Source organism: Paraglaciecola sp. IT1134 (assembly GCF_058068185.1).
The window spans coordinates 3,486,966-3,509,301 of the sequence record NZ_CM176486.1 but is presented as its reverse complement, the minus strand read 5'-3'; the positions used below and the strand labels follow the sequence as shown (position 1 = coordinate 3,509,301).

Sequence of the window (22,336 nt, the reverse complement as noted above, 5' to 3'; positions counted from 1 at the left end):
GTTATCCCCGTCGATTAGCTAATTACTCGTAATGTTTTGCCCTAATGTATCCCTGGCAGCTATTAGTTTTTCTAACCGACCCTGCATAAAAAATGTGCGTTGTTAAGTGGCCCAACAACCGCTAGGATCCGCGCCATTAATAATGTGATGCCAGTGAATGTTTTTTGGCCCATGACTAAGGTTTTTTGTGAATACTGCTGACTTTATCCAAATTCGTCGCTTTATCGTCAAGCTGGGCAAGATGCTGCACAAATACGGTACTCCCGCTTTTCGTCTTGAAGCCTACTTGACCGAAGTGGCCACTCATTTGGGGGTGCGTTCTTCGTTTATCGCCACGCCCACGGCGCTCACTTTCGTGATTTGGAGTGACAGGCACGAAGATGAATACAACCATTCCGCCCGGGTACAACCCGGTGATTACGACATGAATGCCTTGTCACGCACGGATGAGCTGGCTAATCGAATGTTGGCGGGCGAAGTATCTTTGGCCGAAGCTGATCTTCAGTTGGATGTGATCAACGTCATGCCCAGCCCCTACGGTAAGGTACTAACCGGATTAGGTTTTTGTGTCGCGCCTGGGGCCTTTGCTATGTTGATGGGGGCCAGCTGGCCGGAAATATTATGGACCGGCTTAATCGGCCTGATGGTCTATTTTTTAGTGCTTTGGTCACAAATTTCCAGGCGCGTGACCTTAATGTTAGAGCCTGCCGCTTCCTTTTTAGCAGGGTTAATTGCCTGCGCCATTAGCCGTTACCTGGATCCGGGGATCAATATTCCGCTGATGGTGCTATCGTCGGTGATCATTTTGGTGCCAGGACTGGCACTGACCATAGGTTTGGCGGAGCTGTCATCACGTAATCTGGTATCAGGCACGGCTCGGGTGATGGATTCCGTGATGCAGCTATTTAAACTGTATTTCGGCGCGTTTTTGGGCATTAGTATCGGCTTTGGCCTGTTTGGCCCCAATGAATTTATCGAGGCGCACTCCTTACCTGAATGGACCACCTGGTTCGCGATATTCTTGTTGTGTTCGGCGCTGGTGGTGATATTTCGCACTCGCATCAAACATATTCCCTGGGCGCTGTTATCTGGCTTTATTGCTTATGGCGCTACGGTGTGGAGCTCAGCTTATCTGGAACAAGGCTTGAGTACTTTTGTGGGGGCGTTTGCCCTGGGTATTTATGCCAACCTGTTTACCCGAATTGCCAATGCACCTGCGTCATTGGTCAGTATGCAGGGGTTAATTGTGCTGGTGCCTGGCTCGAAGACTTATATTGGCTTGAATTCCTTTGTCTCTGGGAGAGACTTCGTGCAGGCGGAACATATCGGGCAGGAAACCTTTTTGATTTTTATGTCGCTGATCGCCGGCCTGATATTCGCTAACGTCGTCATGCCCACCAAAAAGGCGCTATAGCGGTTTACGCTTAGCGCCTTTGCTGGTGTCACCTGGTATTTAGCCCATTTCGCTAAGCGACGAGCCGATGCCACGATCCAAATTTTGCGCAGGGGCTCAAGGGTGTTCCACACGCCGACAATGCCGGGTTTTAAAATGAAATTGTCGCCAGCTTTACGCGAATAGTGTCTGCACCTTCTTCGGTGATCTCCCCAGGGCCTGACAATATTTTGCGTTTGATTGACGGTTGCCTTGGTCAACCGATACCAGTTTTCGCCGATTATAAATGGTAATCAGGCGCCGCAGATAGATCAAACAGTAAAAAACACCTTGAGTGCGGGAGAGGCTGAGTTACTTATAGGCTGGCAATTTATCGTCAGCTTAAAAACCGCACCTATCAACTGACTATTTTGAACAATGCCAGTGCAGACGGACCAGCGATTACTCAAGAAACTTTCGGGCCAGTGCTAACCGTGTGATGCGCGCAATAAAAACGATTAAAGCTGGGACGGTGCGGCGGAATCAATATGGTCGAAGTTCCGATTTTATTATTCCTAGCGGTGGCTATAAACAGTCGGGTATAGGGAAGGATTTAAGGCGTCAAGCCTACTTGAGTAACTTACATCAAAAAAGTGTGCTTATCGCTATCGACCAGTAGTAGCGCCCATACAAGTTTGCTGCCAACGCCAAACTTGTGTGTTTTATGCGATAAGCTGGATCCTATACAGCTTATCGTATTTTTTCCTTAACTGACTTCCTTTAAGCCTTCAGTGGTTTCTGCCACATAGCGTTTAGGATAAAAACTTTCTGTGCAGGATTCAGCTAAGGCTTGCACAAACTTGGTCGGTGCTTCCTTATTAAAGAAACTGCCTGGCACTGGGCTGACGTAGATTTCATCGAAGCGACGTACTTCTGTTTGACTGATGCGGCGGAAAATATGCGAGCGATTTAAATCAGAGGTATTGCGCAAACCCGCAGAAGCGATGATTTCTAGGGCGGAGTTGACCGTTGCCTTGTGATAGCGCGCCACACGCTCGGCTTTATCGGGAACCACCAAGCCCCGGGTTAATTTGGGATCTTGGGTGGTGATGCCTGTGGGGCATTTATTGGTGTTGCATTCCAATGACTGCACGCAACCCAGAGCAACCATCATGCCCCGGGCGCTGTTGCAAATATCTGCGCCCAGTGCCAGGTTTTTCACCAAATGAAAACCACTGAAAACTTTACCGCTGGCGATAATGCGTATGTCTTTTTTAAGGTCAAAGCCAACCAAAACATCAGACACAAATGACAAGGCTTCACGCAGCGGCATGCCCACAGAGTTTGAAAATTCTAACGGCGCTGCACCTGTGCCACCTTCCGCCCCATCGACGGTAATGAAATCTGGCTTAATGCCGGTTTCAAGCATAGCTTTACACACAGCCACAAATTCGCTGGCCCGACCAATACACAGTTTGAAGCCCACGGGTTTGCCCCCAGAGAGCTCCCGTAACTGCTTAATAAATTGCATCATTTCAAGGGGAGTATCAAACGCACTGTGAGAAGGCGGTGAATCCACTTGGGTACCGGGTTCAACGAGTCGAATACGGGCGATTTCGTTAGTGTTTTTTTCTGCTGGCAGCAGCCCACCATGGCCGGGTTTAGCACCTTGACTGAGTTTGATTTCAATCATCTTGATGGCATCATTGTGGGCGATTTTTTGAAATGCATCCGGGGCAAACTTACCTTCTTTATCACGGCAGCCAAAGTAGCCAGTGCCTATCTGCCATACGATGTCACCTCCGTTTTCCAAGTGGTAGTCGCTAACGCTACCCTCACCCGTATTGTGATAAAAGCCGCCAATTGCCGCCCCTTTATTCAATGCACGTATGGCATTGTCACTTAGGGCGCCAAAGCTCATAGCGGAGATATTAAAAAAGCTCGCCTCATAGGGTTGGCTACAATCGGGGCCACCCACTTTGATACGAGGTGCAGGGTGCTTGGCGTCATGATGTTTGGCCGCCATAGAGTGGCCTATCCATTCATAACCCACTCTTTGGGTATCTAGCTTAGTGCCATAAGGGTTTGAATCTAGGCTGCCTTTGGCACGCTGATAAATCAGTGAACGAAACATACGACTGATAGGTGTGCCATCTGTTTCAGATTCGAAAAAATATTGGCGAACGAAGGGGCGAAAGCGTTCCATTAACCAGCGACCATGGCCGACTACCGGGAAGTTGCGTAAAATACTGTGACTGGTTTGATGGTAGTCGTAATATCCTAAAGCGACGATGGGGATAAGCACGACAAATAACCATAGCGCGGGAAGCCAGAGTAAACTCAGTAACAGGACCACTACGGCTGACCAAGTCGCAATTTTTTTCAATTTATTTTCCATTGTTGCTCACTATTATTTGTTATTGGGTCAGTATCTATCTGACCCTGCCAGAGAAGGTATTCGTTCAAGTATTCCAGTTACTGGTGAATAGTCTACTTGGTTGTGTTTCAGTATATTTCAACTGTTTAGGCAATATAGGTTTAGATCTGCCGAGAAAATACACTACACGCATGCATATTAGCTACGTCAAATCGGAGGTGGTGGATCTGGCCATAGGGGCTTCCTTAACCGTCAAAAGGCAGGCGTTCTACTATTTTTCTGCACCCTATAGAGTTGAAAATGGTTACTTTTACGGCAAGGAGTACTAAAAACTGATTACTCATCGGGAATATCAGCCCCACATAAGTGAAGTATTCGATATTGAACAAAATGTGACGTTATTATTAAACGGCCACCTTGACGGTTTTTTAGTTGACCGGCTGACCCTCAATGCGTTCGTCAATAACTAGGATATGCAGGATGAATTTGAGTTACACCCATTACCGGTCTAAAGCGCAAACATCCATTTAATGGTACGTGAAAACAACTGACGCCCGGGGCTGATTAACAAACCAAACAGCGCCATCCTTGCCCTGAAATAATGGAAAGTTAGACTCAATCATTCAGCATTGCACTGATTTTCAAAGCTAATATTGTGAAATTTTCCTGCCAATTTTGTCGTTCAAATGAACGAACATCATAGAGCTGTTCGGGGGCAATAGGGTGGGCTAAACGGCTCAAGTATTGAAGACGTGCTTGCTTGAACGAAAGGCTAAAAAATTTGGGTATTACCACCTGATCCAAACTAAGGTTTCGCTCATACAAAGCAGTACCCTGGTGCTCGTTTAACTTGCAGAAACCATTAGTGAATAAAATCAATCCAAAAAAATTACACAACAGTAAATGGACGGCCGTAAGGCCCCTTAACCGAGAAAAACATTTTTTGGTTACTGAGGTCGAGCTCGATGAACAGGGTGGGGTTATCTGTTGTATTCTCGAAGCTATTTTGTCTAATCGGGCACAGCCGATAAGGTGGCTTGAATTAACGGATAGCCAACACTGGATCCAAGGTTGGAAATAGCCGGATTTTTATCAGAGGTACTCAATATCTAAGCCAGAGCCACAATAAAATTATAAGGCTATGTTTTTTGCTAATGGCTCATTGTGATTTAGATGCAAAACGTTGTTTCCACAGCTTGCGTGCTTCATCCATTGTTTGCTCGTCAGGCTGAACATCCTCAGCCAGTTCAGTGGCGATTTGGGTAATTATGCTATTTCTGGCCGTGATAAGCTGGTCCGCCTCGGCAAACAGGTCCTGGGCTTCAGGGTACTGTGCTTTTGCCGCGTCTATATCATCAAGGGCGTAATAAGCTTTTTCCACAGCGTCGTTGAACAAACTGCGTTTTGCTTGAAATATGACATAACTCTCGGCCATATCAGATTGAAAATAATTAACGTCCTGTTCTGGTAGTCCGGCGGTTTCTGCTAAATCGGCGGCTTTTTCCAGCCAGTCTTCAATGGCTCTATCATCGTTTTGCATGACAGCCTGTTTTACGCCATCGACCAAGTCAGACGCTTCAAGTATTTCCTGACGGGAAATTAGCGGTATTTGGGTGGATTCCGTTGATAATGCGGCCTCGTCCGATTGATTGGTAAACCAGATCAATCCCGTTGCCGCTATTAAAATAAATACCGCTAATATTACTTTCATTTCGTCTCGTCTCGCCTATTTTTTTATTTGCTTATTGTTTGTGTGATACTAAATGAGGGCGGCATCGCATAATACAACCTAATAATATATCCTGTTCGCCTTCCATATGTTTGTTTAAATTCCACGGCAGTTTGACGCCTAAAACCCAAAAGCTGGTGCGCCTGATGCCCAGCTTGGCGCAATGAGTGGCCTTCACCACCTCGTTTCGTCTGGAATGAACAAACATCTAGCTAGCCTTTGAACATTTCTTTGGGATTTCCTGCACAAAACCATGCATATCTTTCCACCAAATATCACTACCCATCAAAATATCTATACTGCCAAAAATCTTATCAACTTATTGTTTTTTATCTAGTTAAATTTATCGTAAGCATGACTTCATGATGACTAATTACACCGTTAGGTTTCCGTAAACACTTTTTAGTGAGCCGGGATCATAATCAACTCAACATCACGTTATGAGACAGCACGAGATTGACTATGTAGTCACGTCATTTTGTCTGAGTTGGTTATTTACCCAAGGAAAAAAGATGAAAAATTTACAGCTCACATTAAGCGTTTTCCTGATCTGTTTTTTCAGCGCAAACGCATTTTCACAAAACGCCATCGTAACAGAAACCGCTATACGCAAAGACAATGGGTATTTTGCCTACATGCAAAAGCCTGAGTGGTTAGTTATTGGTTCAGATACTGCTGATATTGACATAGAAGTTCATTTACCGCGAATCAAGACTGTCAGTGAGCTTACCTGGTCCCAGGATAATAGATACCTGACATTTACCACTAAAGATCGTCAACATTGGCTTTACGATCTGCAATATAAGGCCATTAGCTTACTCGAATCGGTGCCCGCTTCGCACACCAAGGTCAAGTACTCACCCCAGTGGTCGGGCGACAGTAAATGGTTGTTGTTTATTTCGCACCAATATACCGGATCACGGCCGCGTATTTATTCCGTTGAGCGAAAACACAGCTACGCCTTGCCCATATCCACTAACCAATTTTCTTCCATCGCCTGGGCCGATATAAGCAACACCATTACCTTGTCTGATTTTGTCGGAAACTCTAAACGCATTGCATCATTTAGTGCTTTAGGTATCACCCTTGAACAGGCTGAAAACGACAGATTAACCGTTTTACACAAATAACGTGGATTAACCACGATTATACTTAGCAGGAAAATATCATGAAAAATTCCATTCAAAAATCGTTGTTTATTGTATCCGTCATCAGTGTATTTAGTGTGTTGTTTATCACTTGTGCACAGGCGGCAAGTTTCACCAAGTTAATGAAAATTGGTATTATTAATCCCAATTCTGCCGATAAATATGTGGTTATTTATAATCATGACCAGTCAGAGTGTTTGTCTACCTACGGCCATAATCGTAGTGGAACAAAAAACTTATCTTACGCCCCGTGTCGTATGGACGACACCGATACCTGGGTGATCACAACCACAGGTAAGATTAAAAATAAGCACAGCGGCAAATGCCTCAGCTCTCCAAAATCGCAAGATAATCTTGTATTGATACATTGTAATTTTATGTATTCCAGATATAAGACTGCATATGATTTTATCATTCTCGATCATTTAACTGACAGTGACGATGAGACAGTTGAAATAGCTGATATTCGTTATTAAATGACGCTGTACCGACGTGCTCTTTCTTTTGCACGCCGGTACACGCAGCCATTGTGTGTGCGCAAAAAACGACAAATAAGGTTGCAAACTCCCCGACTCGGTTTAGACTCATACGTGGCAAATTGATGACTCAAAAATACGTATTATCAATGGGTTGCAGCACAAGTTGCCATGGATATGGGATATCTGTAGACATGAGCGAAACTTTTCAACTGGGCGATTGGGAAGTCAACACATCGTTGAATTCACTGACTCGTCAAGGCGTGTCCGTTCATCTTGAACCAAAGATGATGGATGTGCTTGCGTATTTATCGGCACATGCTGGCCAAGTGATCAGCACCGAACAACTACTTATCGAGTTCTGGCGGGGTACATTTTACGGTGACGCGCCGGTGCAAAAGTGCATTGCCATGTTACGTAAAAAATTAGGCGACAACTCCCGTCAACCTATTTATATCGAAACCGTCCAGCGCCGAGGGTATCGCATTGTTGCTCATGTGGTGCACTTAGACGGCCGCCAGCGTTGGAGTACCTTAAATCAGCTAGAAAATTGGACAAACGGCTCTCCCTATCTTGGACTACAAACGTTTCAGCCCCAGCATGCTGCAATATTTTTCGGTCGTAACAAGGCAATAGCCGAGGTTGTTCATCAGCTAAACCATGCTCTGGATGACAGCTTTCCATTACTGCTACTGATGGGCAAGAGCGGCAGCGGCAAATCCTCATTGCTACGTGCCGGTGTCATCCCATTTTTAACCCGTAACGAAGGGTTGGCCGGTATAAAAATCGAACAGTATAAAGTTATTACACCCACACGAGGCCAGGTTACCAGTATTTTTAGGCAGCTTATTGGCGCCTTGGATGATATGGGTATGTTGGCGCAAACCTGGGATCTCGATGCACATGCTAATGACTTGAGTCAGCATCCCTCACACCTGAACAAAGTGCTGAAAAATGATGGCGCTATTACGTCTGACGTTGTTGAAGAGCCAAACCAAAAGGCTCAAGTACTTCGCCCGCAAAAACTGATTGTAATTGATCAGTTCGAACAAGTTTTGCAAGACAACAGGTTATCCGGCAATGATTTGGAACGTTTAATTGCTTTTCTTAATGAGCTGGTTAAAACCCAACGTCTGATCCTGATCGTATTACTCCGGAATGATTTTTACGCCGCCAGTATGGATGTGAAGGGCTTTGCCGTTCTAAAAGACGAAGGGCAACAATATGACCTGCAGTCGCCCAATGCCACCGATATAGCGCGTATGATCCGTCTGCCTGCAATATCTGCAGGTTTAAGCTTCGAAGAAAATCAAGCTACAGGAGAAAAACTCGACGAGGTACTGCTAGAGGCTGCAATAGGCCACCCCGACGCGCTACCATTAATGGAGTTTACCCTGGATTTACTTTACCAACGCCGGGATAAGGGCAACACGCTGCTGTTGTCTGCCTATTCTGACATTGGCGGGGTAGAGGGGGCCATTGCGAGGCAGGCCGAGATAACCTATCAATCGTTAAGCATAGAAACTAAAGCTAGTTGGCAAAGTGTGATGCACGAGCTCGTGACCATCAATAACGTGAATCAAACCGTGCTGACGGCGCGAAAAGTACCGCTGGACCATTTCACCAGCCCCCAGGATTTGACCTTCATTCAACAATTTGTCAATGCGCGTTTATTTGTCAGCGAATCAGATATCGCTATAGGCGAAAATGGCAATGACAAACGTGTCAGTGTTGCCCATGAAGCCCTACTAAAACATTGGCAGAGGATAACCGACTGGGCCGAGGACAACCGCGCTTCGATGTTAAAACGGACGCAACTGGCCACAGATTGCAACCGCTGGTTGAGTGAGGGGAAACCCCAGGACATGTTATTACCCGCGGGCAAAAAAGTGGATGATGCCCGTTGGATTTCCAGACAAACATATTTGCATCTGACAGAGCTTGAACAGCAATTCATTCAGTTGTCAGAGCAACGGCAGAAAAAAGGCCAACGTTTTAAAACGGCCGCCATTGTCAGCCTGGTTGTGCTTGCACTAATGGCAAGCGGGCTGGCAATACATGCCAACAATCAGACCCTGATAGCCGTAACGCAGACAAATCAGGCAACGCTGCTACGCGATAAAGCCGAGGGCCTGGTTGATTATATGTTAGGCGACCTGCGTGGCCAGTTAGAGCCTATAGGTAAATTAGATGTGCTTGAAGGGGTAGGGCAGAAAACTTTGGATTATTATGCTGGCATTGAAACCGGCGGCAAGCTTCGTCAGGCCAATTCACTCAAATTGTTAGCTGAAATTAGTATTAACCGGGGCGATTACGAGCAAGCGAAGATTCAATTAGCCAAGGGCCTAGCCTTACTTGCTGCTCATGGATCCGAAAGTGGTGTTAGCGAACAGTTGTTGTTTTTAAAAGGCAATATGCATTATTGGTTAGGCGTGATCTCCTACGTTAAACAAAACTACCCCGGTGCTATGCAAGACTGGTTAGCATATTTAAGCTATTCAGAGCAGCTCCTTGCTCGGGATGAAAATAATCTCAAGTGGATGCTGGAAGTGAGCTCCGCACAGCATAATATCGGTGGCTTGGCATTAAGGAACAATCAATACGACAGGGCTACAAGTAGTTTTCGCTCTTCAATCCAATTAAAACGAAAAATATTGGACTTAGATCCGACTCAACCTGAGGCGAGCACCTCATTACGACGCTCGCTATTAGGCTTAGCGGTTGTAGAATTTCAAACATACCAATTTACAGCCGCTGAACGTTTAGCAGAAGAAGCCCACGACATTGCCACAAAATTACTGTCTAAAAATCCCAATGATTACAATAAAGTTTATCAGGCTCTGTCTACCGCCAACCTTCTCTTACACAATCAATTAGCCGTAGGCAACGGCGACAAAGCCAGAGAAACGCTTAACGAAGGGATAAATCTGGCAAAAAAATTAGCCAAACAAGAGCCGCAAAACGAAGTGTGGATGACGACAATCGCCACCCTGCTATTCTATTACTGGGATTCTGGCTTACTTTACCAAAAAAATATTCAGCAATTAGATCTCGAGCTTGTGCAGCTTACTGAAGTGGCGTACAAAAAAACTAAAGACGCTCTCGTAAAACAACAAATGTTCAGCGTAAAGATAATCTATGAACAGAAATTAAAGGGTCATAATTTTTTAAACATAGATTTTCCCGGCTGGGATTTTAATATTGAATCCATCCCGCGCTTAGCTGCGGAGCTCAACCTGAAATGCGAACTAACCAGTTGTGAGGCAGATGAACTTCAGCGCTACGCAGTGATGAAAGCCAAAAAAGTTGAAAAAAATGTCAATTCAAAATTGTCTGAATTTTATTTTTCACTTATAGCATTTGATTTAGATAAATCCTGGGGAACTCTGCTTTATCTAGAAAGGAAGGGCTATGTACATCCTCACCTAAGAGACATATATAACCGCTATAGAAACACCCACCCATCACTTAATGAGGAATGATAAATGAATAAAAATGACGGATATACACTCAACCTTTCGGTGTGGAGCGATAACCTTATGCAGACGGAGGGCTTAGTGAAACCTGGAGAGGGTACTGAAGAAGGAGAGAAGTACTTCTTTCTTTATGACGGAAAGGATTTTGTTAACGGTAAATTGACTATTCCTAGTCAAAAGTTTGATGATGGTCCGGTAAAGATAACCTTCAATTTAAATCAGCCAGCTAACTCCGCACAAATAAAAGCAGCGGATTATAAGTTCAGCTGGATCCACGCCAGACGCGGGGGAAGCAAAGAAGACTATATCGGTCGAGGGCAGAGGTTTGACATGGAAAAATGGAGTGAAAATTCCGTTTCTTTTTATTTGAGCAATAAAATGCAATATAAGTCTGGTGGCATATGGAAAACCCATGATTCAGTTATTTTGGCATTAGACGTATGGGTGCAACATAGCTATGTTGATCAACTGACAAATAAAGCCGTAAAAGTAAAAATTAACTGCGATCCGGAAATAGAAATTCGACCACAATAATAAGGTGTATATGATAAGAGAATTGACCCTAGCTGATTTTGCTGCCGTGTTAAGTTTAGGTGAAACTGTGCATGGCAGTGGCTATATGGACATGGCCGAGTTGCAGCAGATTTACCAGCAAGGGATCAAAAATGGCATTAATGCCAGTTTCGTGGCCATAGAAGATAAGCAACTAATAGGCTTTCGGTTAACCTATGCCCCTGGCCAATGGCTGCAAGATCAGTGGTGCACGGTTGAATTATGGGGCGTTGACATTGCGCAGGTGTGTTATTTCAAATCTAATACCATAGCCGAGGCAGCCAGAGGCGAGGGGCTTGGCGGGCAATTATTAGCGGCATCGAAAGCGGCGGCGATTGCCCAAGGCGCAAAAGCCGGGGTAAGCCACCTATGGCAGCAAAGCCCAAATAATGCCGCGGTGCGCTATTTTACTAAGGCCGGCGGCAAATTAATTAAGCTCCATCCCCAGCGCTGGCATAAAAGATACACCGGCGATTATGAGTGCGTGTTGTGCGGTGACGACTGCCACTGTGTTGCCTGTGAAATGTTGCTAAAATTCTAATCTTGCCTAGCATGCTGATAGGAGTTGATCAGAACATTAACTAGCTTGGCAAATGAGTGTCGCCACTAAACATGCAGCGTCAAGGATGAAGAGGTTAAAACAAATATAATAAGAAGAATACTATGTACGATCCGCTGATTAATTCCCATCCCCATGACCAACCTCTGGCCCCGAGTTATTGGGCGAGTACTCAGATATTATCGCCCTTATTGCCTTGTCTTGAAGGGCGTCAACAAACCGATGTGGCGATAATAGGAGGCGGCTATACCGGGCTGCTTAGTGCTTATTATCTTGCCAGTGAGTTCAATATTGATTGTCACGTGCTTGAAGCAAATCAAGTCGGCTTTGGGGCCAGCGCTCGTAATGCCGGGTTTGTATTAAAAGGCTCAGGCCGTTTGGGGTATGCGGCCATGGCCAAGCGCTGGGATCTAGCCACCGCCAAGGGCATTTATGATGAGTTCACCCAGGGTGTGGCCAGAGTTGACGGCTTAATTCAACAACATCATATTGCCTGTGAGCCTCAAGAAGCCGGTTACTTAAAAGTGGCACACAACCCCAAAGCATTGCGCCAGCTAAAAGGGGCTGCAGATTATATTCAACAATACCTTGCCGATAGCAGTGAATCGGGTGCGGAGCTTATTTCTCAGGATGAATTATGTGCCCGTTATTTAAATCATCATCAGGCTTATGGTGCGTTAAGGCTTAAAGATGGCTTTGGTTTGAATCCGTTAAAGTTATTGCTCGGTTATAAATCCATGGTTGAAACCCAAGGCGTAAGAATTTCAGAGCAATCCTGTGTACTGGATTGGGTTGAAGAGGACGGTAAACATCGCTTGTTCACCGATAAAGGTGAGCTGCTGGCCAATAAAGTCATTACGGCGGGCAATGCCTACACGCCTAAACGTTTTAATCCACGAGTGGATGACAAGTTTCTGCCTATTCTGAGTAATATAATTGTCACCGCGCCACTGACCACCGAAGAATTAGCCGAAGCCGGCCTATATACCCGTCAAGTCACTATGGATACGCGGATCTTGAAATACTATTACCGCCTATTGCCAGACAATCGATTGTTGTTCGGTGGGCGCGGCGCGGTGTGGGGCAAAGATGCCGCCAATCCAGTGTATGGTCAACGTTTAAAACAAGCCTTAGATAAGTGCTTTCCAAGTTTGCACAATAAAGCCATTGCCTATAATTGGACGGGCTGGATTGCGGCGGCTATGGATGATATGCCCCATGTGTACAGCAAAGAAGGAGTCGGTTATAGCCTGGGGTATTGTGGGGCGGGGGTGTCTTTTAGCAGCCAAGCGGCCTATCGCTTAGCCCAAAGTATTGCCGGCGAGACATTACCTAATCTGCCGTTGTATCAACAACCCTTACCGGCATTCCCGTTCGCCGGCGCAAGGCGGCTTGGGCAATGGGGCTATTATCATTATGGTTGGTTAAAAGACCGCTGGGGTTGATGCATTGACTTAATATGTGGATCTGGCGTTTAACCTGCGAGGGAATGAAGGAACTGCCAGAAAAAATTAGCTCACCCGCTCATTCAAACTTCAAATTTAGCCTTCTTGGTATAAGCTTAAGGAAAATTAACTAACAGGGCCGTTCGTTATGTTTCACAGCTTATTAATCTCTGCTTTAACCCTGGCTTTATGGCTGCCTAACGGTGCCAGTGCCGGAACCAAGATAATCAATCAGGACTCGACAGAGGGCCAATTGAACAATCTCTATATTCAGGATGGCATGCTTGCCACTTTAATCATTTACGACATGGATATTATGATGTCACTTTTGCAGTGAATATACAGTGGAGGGGAGCTTGACCCTAGCAAAAGCCGAGGGTCAATTCATATTACGGATTGGAGCGAAAAAGCACTGCAATTGATGAGCAGAAAACTCAAACTGATAAGGCCAATGATAAATCAGTAGCCCATGATAATATTATTTATTGTGATCATGCTCGCGCAAGGGATCAAACATGTAATCAATGCTTTCGTTGAATTTATCCATGTACTCGGGATCATTCAATTGCTCTTCTGTTAGCTCGTTACGACGTGGAATGCTTCGTTCCCAACCTGCTGGATCTGAAATGAAAATTGCTTGAACAGGTTTCTGATCCAAAGTTTTAGCAGAGTGTAGAGTGTTTGGTGGAATGAAAATGAGATCCCCAGGATTGAGAATTTTCTTTTCGCCCTCAACCATCCACTCCATTCGCCCTTTGGTAAGAATAAAGGTTTCAGCATGTCTAGCATGCCAATGACCAGGAGATGAATCGAAACCTTTTGGGAAAGTGAAGTCCATGATGCTGTAACGACCCTCAGTGTCGTATTGATTCAACTTTACTTCGATCTGCTCACCGACAAACCAACCATTTCGATCGAGACCTGCAGACGACCCCTTTATATGCCAAACATGAGGCGTCACTTTTTTCTGTGAAACATTAACTTGCTTTTCAGCCTGTTCTTGCGCAAATACTACTTGCGGAACAAGAAGTAGAGCAACCGACGATATAACCTTTAACCCTTTTAATAAATTCATTATCCACCTCGCATAGGAATATCCTTGTTAAGATTAAAACAATATGCATTTATATATTGCATATTGCAATAACAATATGGCTATAAATTATGTTGTTTTCCATTCTTCCATGAAAACATAAGAAAAAAGCGCTGTTTTCGGATGGTTAACGATACATTTTACTATATGGAATATAGGTGGCGTATCAAATAATCATTCATCCTCTTAATATAATGAGAAGCAGTAAAATTACAGAATCCCTTGTTGTCATGGCAATGTGGTTGATATTAGGCTTCAGTTCTTTTATATTGCAATAGTAACGATTTTTACTACCCATACATTCAAGGCACTTATGGCGTGCGTGCAATTGCTGATTAGTATAAATCGGGCGAATTAGCGCCAGAACAGACATTTTATTGACTGTTTACTTACTTATTTAGCCTAATCATTTATTGGCGATAATCACTTCAAAAGGATCCTATTATGCGTACCAACAAACTAGTCATGCCGGTATTTTTACTTATTATTCTGGGTGGTTGCATAAGTGCTCCCTCCTACAGCCAAGAATGCGACGTGAAGTGCCTAAACAATACTATGGATAATTTTATGCAATCAATGCTTGAAAAAAAGTATCAAGATATCTCTCTTTCTGAAACCTCTGAGATCAGAGAAAATGTAAAGCGTGTAGGGATTGAAGAAACAGTTTGGGGGCAAGTTGTGGACGTAAAATCAAAAATTACCTTTACTGATGCGCTGACCGGCAATGTTGTAGCTAGGACAGGTGTCGTTTTATCCGGAGATAGAATAGGCTACATATCTACTCGCCTCAAAGTTATTAACGGCCGAATTGCAGATGTTGAATTAAGCTCTGATACCACAGAGCATGTCGTAAGCGACTACGTTTTTAACTTAAGCATGAACGAATATGAGCCCTTACCTGAAAAACAACGCTCAAGCAGAATTGAACTCGAAACCATTGCTAGAAGATACTTTCAAAATCTCACGGATCACAATCCTCTTAAATCAGACTTTGCTGAGAGCTGTAACCGTTTTCACAGCGGACAACAAATCACTAATGTTGCAACAAACACAGTGGAAGAAGGGGGACTGAAAACGTGCTATACCAGCGTAGCTGGGACGCCTCCTTGGGGGCCATCGCTTGAACATCGCTTTCCGGTGATAGATGCTGAACGTGGCGTTGTGCTTGGTCTCACGTTACTCATCAGTGAAAATAAATTAGGTTCAATGTACGTTTCGGAAGTATTTAAGATTGTTAATGGTTCAATCGTTAATATTGATAACATTGGGCTATTTACTAAGCAACAAACTCTTGGGTTTACTCATTAGCGCAGACTACTTATTAAGCGTAAATATCGGTGAATTAATGGGTTGGTGTTAATGCTTAGAATTTTACAGCTCGAAAGTTTGAGCTGTAAAATTGTAAAAGACTTACTTGTTAATTTGGAGATTGCTTGGCTTAGCATTTTAGTTGGTCGTTTCAGAATGCCAGGTTCAGGGGAGGTATCCAGCGTAATAACCCCCTGTATATAAAGAAATAAAAAGTAAGTAACCTTATCTAATATGTCGAGCGGTGCTTGGCATGCCTATGAATACTAATGATGAAAGTGCAGCTTGCTAATGAAAATAGAAGGCAATCAGTGCTGTATGATACTGTGTGCGCGACTTACCAATTACATCGTTGATTCCAGATAGCGTTGTTCCCGTGAATATTTAAAAAAGGTCCAAAAGATGTCAACGCAACCAGCAAAAAATGAAGAGACGGTTAGTATTGAGACGTGTATTGGTCAACCGATAAATCTAATCGACATGGACACGTCTGTACTTAGCCAAGTGCATTTTGTCGGTAATTTAATCCAGTCAACGGGCATGGCAGGCTATCGAAAATGGTTTGATACCTCTATTTCTGAGTTTCGCTTATTGGTCGTTATCTCTAACGAGCCAGGGTCAACCGGCGCTCATATGAATGAAATAATGGGCCTCGATCTTGGAGCTATTAGCCGTACGCTGCGCAAAATGGAAGATAGAGATTTAATCTTCAGTACGCCTCACGAAAAGCATCCGTCTTATCGCTGTTGGTATTTAACACGAGCAGGGGCAAGTCTTCATGATGATATTCAAAAAATGACTCAAAAGAGAGAAGAAGCAATATTAAGTGGCTTCAGCAAAGCAGATACATTGCAATTGTTGTCCTACTTACATCGATTATTCGAAAATGCCAACGAGTTAAAGCGTATTGCTGAGGAAGGCGAGCGTACATAACCACCATTAAGGCCAGATATACAGATGGCCAGAATTAACCTTAGAATAATCGATTGTCTAATTTTAATATAAACCATTGTTTCAGGCTTTGTCCTATATGTCACCGGCAATGTAAAACTGACCCACTAACGGTAATTTAAAACTGACCCACCTGAGGCACAATTGCCACTGATTCTGAAAATGAAGAGGCGGCGTGAATGCAATGTTAGATCAGGAGTCATTAGTGGATATACATGTGTTACATAGACAAGGTTGCAGTATTCGAAGTATTAGCCGTCAACTAGGCATATCTCGTAATACGGTGAGAAGTTATTTACGAGATTTGGCTAGGTCGTCAGACTATGGACCTCGCGCAGCAAGGCCATCTATATTGGATGCGTTTAAACCTTATCTTCGAGAAAGAATAGACGCCGCCAAGCCGCACTGGATACCGGCAATTGTTCTGTTTCGAGAGCTTCAAACGCAAGGGTATGAAGGACAAGATGGACTAGTGAAGATCTATGTTCGTCAGTTCAAGCCCGCAACCCAAGATCCTGTGGTTCGTTTTGAAACGGCACCAGGTCAACAAATGCAAGTTGACTTTACGACGATCAAGCGTGGCAGAAACAAACTAAAAGGCTTTGTCGCTACATTAGGATACAGTCGAGCTAGTTATGTTTGTTTCAGCGAATATGAAAAGCTAGAAGACTGGTTAGCGGGTATTGAAGGTGCACTAAATTACTTTGGTGGTGTACCCAAGGAAATCCTGTTTGATAATGCCAAATGCATCATGATTGAACGAGATGCTTATGGTGATGGCAAACATCGTTGGAACAGCAAGCTCCTACAACTCTCCGCTGACTACGGCTTTAGATTACGCGCATGCCGCCCATATCGGGCTAAAACCAAGGGTAAAGTAGAACGCTTTAATGGTTATTTAAAACACAGTTTTATCACGCCTCTGGCTGCCACAATGAAACAAGCAGGACTGGAACTGGACGTCGACATTGCTAATGGTCAAATCGGTCAGTGGCTGCATGATGTCGCACATCAGCGCATTCACGGCACAACTAAACAGAAACCAGAAGTCTTGTTAATAAAAGAGAAATTGGTGCTAAGTGAATTACCAACAACACCGATAGTAGCCAATATCATTGCACCGATAACTCGACATGCTTTACCGATTGAAAGCTTCCAACATCCGTTGAGCACTTACGACCAACTCATTGAGGTGGCGCTATGAACTTGCAAATGGACAGAATATACGGTGCTTGTGAAGCACTTAAACTCGATACGATGGCCGTTGAATGGTCTGCGATAGCTGATACGACAGCGGGAACCGATAATACCTTAGCGGACTTCCTTGAGCAGCTGTTGAATGTGGAGCTTGATGCTAGAGCGCAGCGAACACGCGAGACGCTATTGAAGTTTGCTGGTTTACCGGCCATAAAACGCTTCGACGAATATGACTTCAAATTCGCAACCGGCGCTCCGAAAAAACAATTACAGGAATTAACGGGGCTGAGCTTCATCGAACGAGCGGAAAACCTTGTACTGCTTGGGCCAAGTGGCGTTGGTAAAAGCCATTTAGCCTTAAGCTATGCTTACCAAGCAATACAAAAACGGATAAAAGTACGTTTCATTACCGCTGCCGATTTAATGCTTCAACTGGCTACGGCAAAGAAACAAGATCGCCTTGAAAACTATATAAAGCGCAGTGTACTTGGACCAAAGTTGTTGGTAATTGACGAAATCGGTTACTTACCTTTCGGACGAGAAGAAGCCAATCTTTTCTTTAATGTGATAGCGAAACGATATGAATATGGCAGCGTCATTGTTACGAGCAACTTACCATTCTCACAATGGTCAACGGCATTTGCAGATGATCAAACACTTACCGCTGCACTATTAGATCGATTGCTTCATCATGCTCATATCATACAAATATCTGGCAATAGCTATCGATTAAAAGGAAAGAAAACAGCAGGAATAACTCCTGCAATTACAGAAACCAAATAAAGTAAAAAACGCTAAGGGTGGGTCAATTTTACTTTACCGATTTTAGCAGTTTAGTGGGTCAGTTTTACGTTGCCGTTGACAGCCTATAAAATAGCCGTTATTTAACGCTTGTGATTGGGCCTAAATATTTTGCTTTTCGGATCAATTTGATAAAAAATTGAACTCCTCGCCCAACTGCAGTTATGCAGGATTGAGGTTTGTTTATTTGGTTGATGATTGAGAGCACCGTTATAGCTGAGAAAAAGCCTCAGATAAGTCTTGCGCTTCAAAGAAGATGACAATTTGAGGTTTTTGTTTTTCAGAAAAGCCCCGATGGCCTTTTTTGCGAGCTATATTTTTGTAGTGCTGAAACTCAATGTTCACTAACCGAGTCTGCAACTTGCCTGAGTTTGTTAAGGAATAATTGTGCCGCTGGCGAGGGTTCTGTTCGACGGCGCATAGTGATCCCTATGGGACGATAAGTTTCCCCAATATCTACTGGTAACACGTCGAGTAATTCATGGTTTCTATCATAGTAAATTTGATGTTTAGACAGCAGCGTCACGCGGTCACTGCCCATTAATAGGCCCCGAACCATGGATAACGAGCTTGTATGGATTGAGTGAGCAGGAATAGGAAGGCCGTGAGTTTTCATTAATTCAAGAAAAAGCATACCTGAAGGCGTGTGTAATTCTGGTAGCACCCAACCAAAGTTAGATACATCCTCTAAAGATAAATTTTTGCGACCCATTAACGGGTGATTCGAGCGGGCAATAACCGATAATTTATCTTCGAATAGGATTTCGGTGTTCAGATCACTGTCTTTTTCAGATGGGCGAATTGCCCCAATGATAAAGTCGATGTCTCCATTACGTAAGGATACTTCGAGTAAATTATACGGACCTTCGTGGGTGGAAACATCTAAGTTGTGATGCTCATCTAATAATAAATTAATTGCTTGGGGAGTCAGAAATGTACGGGTGTATGGCAAGGTGCCAATTTTAACTGATCCACTGGTAATGCCATCCAAGTTAGCCAAGTCTTCTAAGGCGTGCCGTATCTCGGAAAATGCTAATTTAAGGTGTTGTGCTAAAACGTTGCAATAAGGGGTTGGAACGACACCGTGGGGTTCACTTTCGAATAAAAAGATACCCAACCATACTTCAAGTTGTCTTACGGAGCTGTATATTGCCGCTTTTGTGACGTTCAACTGTTCGGCGGCGCTGTGAACGTTTTTACAATGATACAAAGAAATAAATGCGGCTAAGCGTTTGTAACTCACATCCATCGAAAATATAGGGTTGTTCTCAGAATTCATGTGCAATTTAGAGTAGCTTGCAAAGCTCTTACTTGCTTTTTGGAATTCATATATCGCACGTTGTGTGCGAGTTGCAAAAGCTTCACCATAGGCGTTAGCAATCATACCCGTAGCCATGCGATCGAATAAGCTGACATTCAATGACTTCTCTAAATCGGTAATGGATTTGGTGATAGCGGTTTGAGAGCGATTCAGTTCATGTGCTGCTTTTGTCACACTTTTCAGCTTATACACACACATGAAAAAACGCAGTTGACGCAAGCTGAGCTCTGGTATGCCATTCGGATCAAGATTTATCATTCTAGGCTTTTACTTCCAAATATTAACAACATATTTAATTTTTTCGGTAAACACAACTTCAATGTTGGGTTGGCATTTCAACTCAGTATAAACAACTTTTTTGCTTCAGTTATCAAATGCTTTTCATCGCTATTTGGAAGGAGTTTTTACTTTTTTGGCTTAAAATCAACGGCGTGTTCACGACATATGGATTTTAAACTACTTCTATTGTTAACGTTCATCCTATTTCCTTCCACTTTAACCACGACAAAAGACCAAACAATATCGCCGTGATGTTTATTAACAAGTCAGATTCAATTTTTTCACATACCTTATCAATCAATTCACATTGGTTGCATATGGGTATATCCAATACACTTTGCTTAACTGATAAAAGGCGCTTTAAGTTTTTAAAATAACACGTTAAATGCGTTTACCCGCTTAAAGCCACGCATAGGGGATTAATTACATGCAGTCATACCAACTATTTATTAACGGTGAATATAGACAAGCAACGTCAGGGAAGGAGGACACGAGTTATAACCCAGCGACGGATGAGGCGTATGCAACTGTGCAATTGGCTAGCGTGCAAGATGCTACCGACGCCATAGAAGCTGCACATACTGCATTCCAAACTTGGAAAGATGTACTTCCATCTGCACGGGAAAAAATTCTACTAGACGTTGCTGATGCTATGGAGCGCCGGGCAGATGAGTTTAAAGATCTGCTCATCGATGAGGCTGGCTCAAGTATGCTTAAGGCAGGCTATGAAACGCATCATGCGCCTAGTTTTCTTCGTGGAATGGCGGGTGAATGTCGCCGCGTAAAAGGTGAAACATACCAATCAGATTATCCTGGGGTCAAATCGTACTCTATTCGCCGTCCGCTCGGTGTTGTACTTTCCATCGCACCATTTAATTTCCCACTATTGTTGGCGATCAGAAAAATAGGTTGGGCGTTAGCCGCTGGAAATACAGTTGTACTTAAGCCGTCTGAAGTGACTCCCGTTATTGCACTGAAGCTAGCAGAAGTTATGACAGAAGGCGGTTTGCCCAAAGGCGTTTTGAATGTCATACCTGCTAATGGTGCAGAGTTAGGTGATGTGCTGATCGCTGATAAACGTGTACGCAAAGTGACGTTTACAGGCTCAACCCGTGTCGGTAAGTCGTTAGCGTTAGCTTGTGCTAAGTATCATAAGCCGATCACGTTAGAAATGGGCGGGAAAAATCCCTTTATAGTACTCGCTGACGCGGATGTGGATTATGCCGTAGACGCGGCGACATTTAGTAACTTTATGCACCAAGGACAAGTCTGTATGACGGGCTCTCGCGTCATCGTTGAAGATGCTGTTTATGATGAGTTTGTTGGTAAATTCGCAGCCAAAGTAAAAACACTGGGTTACGGTAACCCGCGTGATCCTGGCGTTATAGTCGGTCCGCTAATTCGCCCGACACAGCCAGAATTTATTAAGAAACAGGTCGACAAAGCGGTTGAGCAAGGCGCGAAGATTGACGTCGGTGGCAATTACGAGGGCAATGTATTTCAGCCTACCGTTATCAGTGGCGTGACATCCAAGATGTCCATTTTCCATACTGAATGTTTTGGACCCGTGGCAAGTGTTATTAAAGCGTCTGACCATTTACATGCATTAGCATTAGCAAACAACAGCGAATATGGCTTGACCAGTGCCGTTATAACCAATGATCTGCAAATGAGTTTCTTCTTTTCTGAAAACCTCGAGAGCGGCATGGTTCACATTAATGGACCGAGTATCCGTGATGAAGCAGTCGTTCCTTTCGGCGGTGTTAAAGACAGTGGTATGGGGCGTGAAGGTGGCACTTTCGCAATGGATGAGTTCACGGAGTTAAAGTGGATCACCGTGCAAACAGGTAAACAAAAATTCCCATTTTAATCTAGCGTTCACCCGCTATATCAGAGTGAAACATTAAAGTTTGGTGATTTCACATTACGTAGATGAGCCTGATTGCTTGAATTCATAAAGTCTAGACAATAGGACAAGTGCGCTATGTGATAACTCGCATTAGCGTACTTATTAAAGCCGCGCCCTTAAATCAACTCAATCGTCGACGCCCTATTTTAGGGGGGGGGTGAGCTTTTTTAACGTTAAAAATAGTACCAAGCAAAGAAGTTATTTTGTAATAGGACGTAATATTCACTGTGCATAAGTGAGTTGAGCCCCGCTATTCAAAAACGATTTAAGCGTGCTCGATATACAAAATTCAAGGCATTAATGAATATACACGTTCTTGCTTTATAGCCGAAATGGTTTGCTT

General features: G+C 43.9%; 19 protein-coding genes. 15 read left to right on the top strand and 4 right to left on the bottom strand.

Annotation, left to right across the window (positions count from 1 at the left end; translation table 11 throughout):
- Positions 1 to 187: 187 nt before the first annotated feature.
- Together AC3RV5_RS15290 and AC3RV5_RS15285 are read left to right on the top strand one after the other, a co-directional pair.
- Entirely contained in the window at positions 188 to 1,414 is a 1,227-nt protein-coding gene (locus tag AC3RV5_RS15290; protein WP_489728472.1) for a threonine/serine exporter family protein, read from the top strand.
- Positions 1,415 to 1,871: 457 nt separating this feature from the next.
- A complete protein-coding gene (locus tag AC3RV5_RS15285; protein ID WP_489728471.1) occupies positions 1,872 to 2,051 on the top strand; it encodes an aldehyde dehydrogenase family protein in 180 nt (59 codons plus the stop codon).
- Between the two features lie 87 nt (positions 2,052 to 2,138).
- Here the strand turns inward: AC3RV5_RS15285 and AC3RV5_RS15280 are convergent, their stop codons facing one another.
- Complete coding sequence (locus AC3RV5_RS15280) at positions 2,139 to 3,770, bottom strand: FMN-binding glutamate synthase family protein (RefSeq protein ID WP_489728470.1); 1,632 nt, start codon at positions 3,768 to 3,770, stop codon at positions 2,139 to 2,141.
- A gap of 844 nt (positions 3,771 to 4,614) precedes the next feature.
- Here AC3RV5_RS15280 and AC3RV5_RS15275 point away from each other — a divergent pair.
- A complete protein-coding gene (locus AC3RV5_RS15275) occupies positions 4,615 to 4,830 on the top strand; it encodes a TIGR02450 family Trp-rich protein (protein ID WP_489728469.1) in 216 nt (71 codons plus the stop codon).
- Positions 4,831 to 4,908: 78 nt separating this feature from the next.
- Here the strand turns inward: AC3RV5_RS15275 and AC3RV5_RS15270 are convergent, their stop codons facing one another.
- Entirely contained in the window at positions 4,909 to 5,460 is a 552-nt protein-coding gene (locus AC3RV5_RS15270) for a hypothetical protein (protein ID WP_489728468.1), read from the bottom strand.
- Positions 5,461 to 5,990: 530 nt separating this feature from the next.
- On the opposite strand from AC3RV5_RS15270, the gene AC3RV5_RS15265 reads away from it, so the two are divergent.
- The 7 genes from AC3RV5_RS15265 (at position 5,991) to AC3RV5_RS15235 (ending at position 13,471) form a co-directional block, all read left to right on the top strand.
- Positions 5,991 to 6,608, top strand: coding sequence for a hypothetical protein (locus AC3RV5_RS15265; protein ID WP_489728467.1), 618 nt, complete (start codon positions 5,991 to 5,993; stop codon positions 6,606 to 6,608).
- A gap of 38 nt (positions 6,609 to 6,646) precedes the next feature.
- Positions 6,647 to 7,102, top strand: coding sequence for a ricin-type beta-trefoil lectin domain protein (locus tag AC3RV5_RS15260; RefSeq protein WP_489728466.1), 456 nt, complete (start codon positions 6,647 to 6,649; stop codon positions 7,100 to 7,102).
- A gap of 194 nt (positions 7,103 to 7,296) precedes the next feature.
- On the top strand, positions 7,297 to 10,584 hold the full coding sequence (locus AC3RV5_RS15255) for an nSTAND1 domain-containing NTPase (protein WP_489728465.1): 3,288 nt from the start codon (positions 7,297 to 7,299) through the stop codon (positions 10,582 to 10,584).
- A gap of 3 nt (positions 10,585 to 10,587) precedes the next feature.
- Positions 10,588 to 11,112 (top strand): hypothetical protein, encoded by a 525-nt coding sequence (locus AC3RV5_RS15250; RefSeq protein WP_489728464.1) that lies wholly within the window; start codon positions 10,588 to 10,590, stop codon positions 11,110 to 11,112.
- A 10-nt stretch (positions 11,113 to 11,122) separates the two neighbouring features.
- Positions 11,123 to 11,671 carry a GNAT family N-acetyltransferase gene (locus AC3RV5_RS15245; protein WP_489728463.1) on the top strand — a complete coding sequence of 183 codons (549 nt, stop codon included), beginning with the start codon at positions 11,123 to 11,125 and terminating at the stop codon, positions 11,669 to 11,671.
- 122 nt (positions 11,672 to 11,793) lie between these two features.
- Complete coding sequence (locus AC3RV5_RS15240; protein WP_489728462.1) at positions 11,794 to 13,134, top strand: NAD(P)/FAD-dependent oxidoreductase; 1,341 nt, start codon at positions 11,794 to 11,796, stop codon at positions 13,132 to 13,134.
- A 148-nt stretch (positions 13,135 to 13,282) separates the two neighbouring features.
- On the top strand, positions 13,283 to 13,471 hold the full coding sequence (locus AC3RV5_RS15235; RefSeq protein ID WP_489728461.1) for a hypothetical protein: 189 nt from the start codon (positions 13,283 to 13,285) through the stop codon (positions 13,469 to 13,471).
- 141 nt (positions 13,472 to 13,612) lie between these two features.
- Here the strand turns inward: AC3RV5_RS15235 and AC3RV5_RS15230 are convergent, their stop codons facing one another.
- A complete protein-coding gene (locus AC3RV5_RS15230; protein ID WP_489728460.1) occupies positions 13,613 to 14,209 on the bottom strand; it encodes a cupin domain-containing protein in 597 nt (198 codons plus the stop codon).
- Positions 14,210 to 14,671: 462 nt separating this feature from the next.
- Between AC3RV5_RS15230 and AC3RV5_RS15225 the strand changes: the two genes are divergently transcribed.
- The 4 genes from AC3RV5_RS15225 (at position 14,672) to istB (ending at position 18,466) form a co-directional block, all read left to right on the top strand.
- The gene (locus AC3RV5_RS15225; protein WP_489728459.1) at positions 14,672 to 15,535 is read left to right on the top strand and encodes a DUF8021 domain-containing protein; all 864 of its coding nucleotides are present in this window, start codon (positions 14,672 to 14,674) and stop codon (positions 15,533 to 15,535) included.
- Positions 15,536 to 15,937: 402 nt separating this feature from the next.
- A complete protein-coding gene (locus AC3RV5_RS15220) occupies positions 15,938 to 16,468 on the top strand; it encodes a MarR family winged helix-turn-helix transcriptional regulator (protein ID WP_489728458.1) in 531 nt (176 codons plus the stop codon).
- Positions 16,469 to 16,670: 202 nt separating this feature from the next.
- Complete coding sequence (gene istA / locus AC3RV5_RS15215; protein ID WP_489732082.1) at positions 16,671 to 17,690, top strand: IS21 family transposase; 1,020 nt, start codon at positions 16,671 to 16,673, stop codon at positions 17,688 to 17,690.
- Positions 17,687 to 18,466, top strand: coding sequence for an IS21-like element helper ATPase IstB (istB, locus tag AC3RV5_RS15210; protein WP_489728457.1), 780 nt, complete (start codon positions 17,687 to 17,689; stop codon positions 18,464 to 18,466). Before istA ends, istB begins: the two co-directional genes overlap by 4 nt.
- A 352-nt stretch (positions 18,467 to 18,818) precedes the next feature.
- Here istB and AC3RV5_RS15205 read toward each other — a convergent pair whose 3' ends face one another.
- A complete protein-coding gene (locus tag AC3RV5_RS15205; RefSeq protein ID WP_489728456.1) occupies positions 18,819 to 20,063 on the bottom strand; it encodes a LysR family transcriptional regulator in 1,245 nt (414 codons plus the stop codon).
- 448 nt (positions 20,064 to 20,511) lie between these two features.
- On the opposite strand from AC3RV5_RS15205, the gene AC3RV5_RS15200 reads away from it, so the two are divergent.
- Positions 20,512 to 21,954: an aldehyde dehydrogenase family protein gene (locus tag AC3RV5_RS15200; protein WP_489728455.1), complete on the top strand. Its 1,443-nt coding sequence runs from the start codon at positions 20,512 to 20,514 to the stop codon at positions 21,952 to 21,954.
- Positions 21,955 to 22,336: the final 382 nt, after the last annotated feature.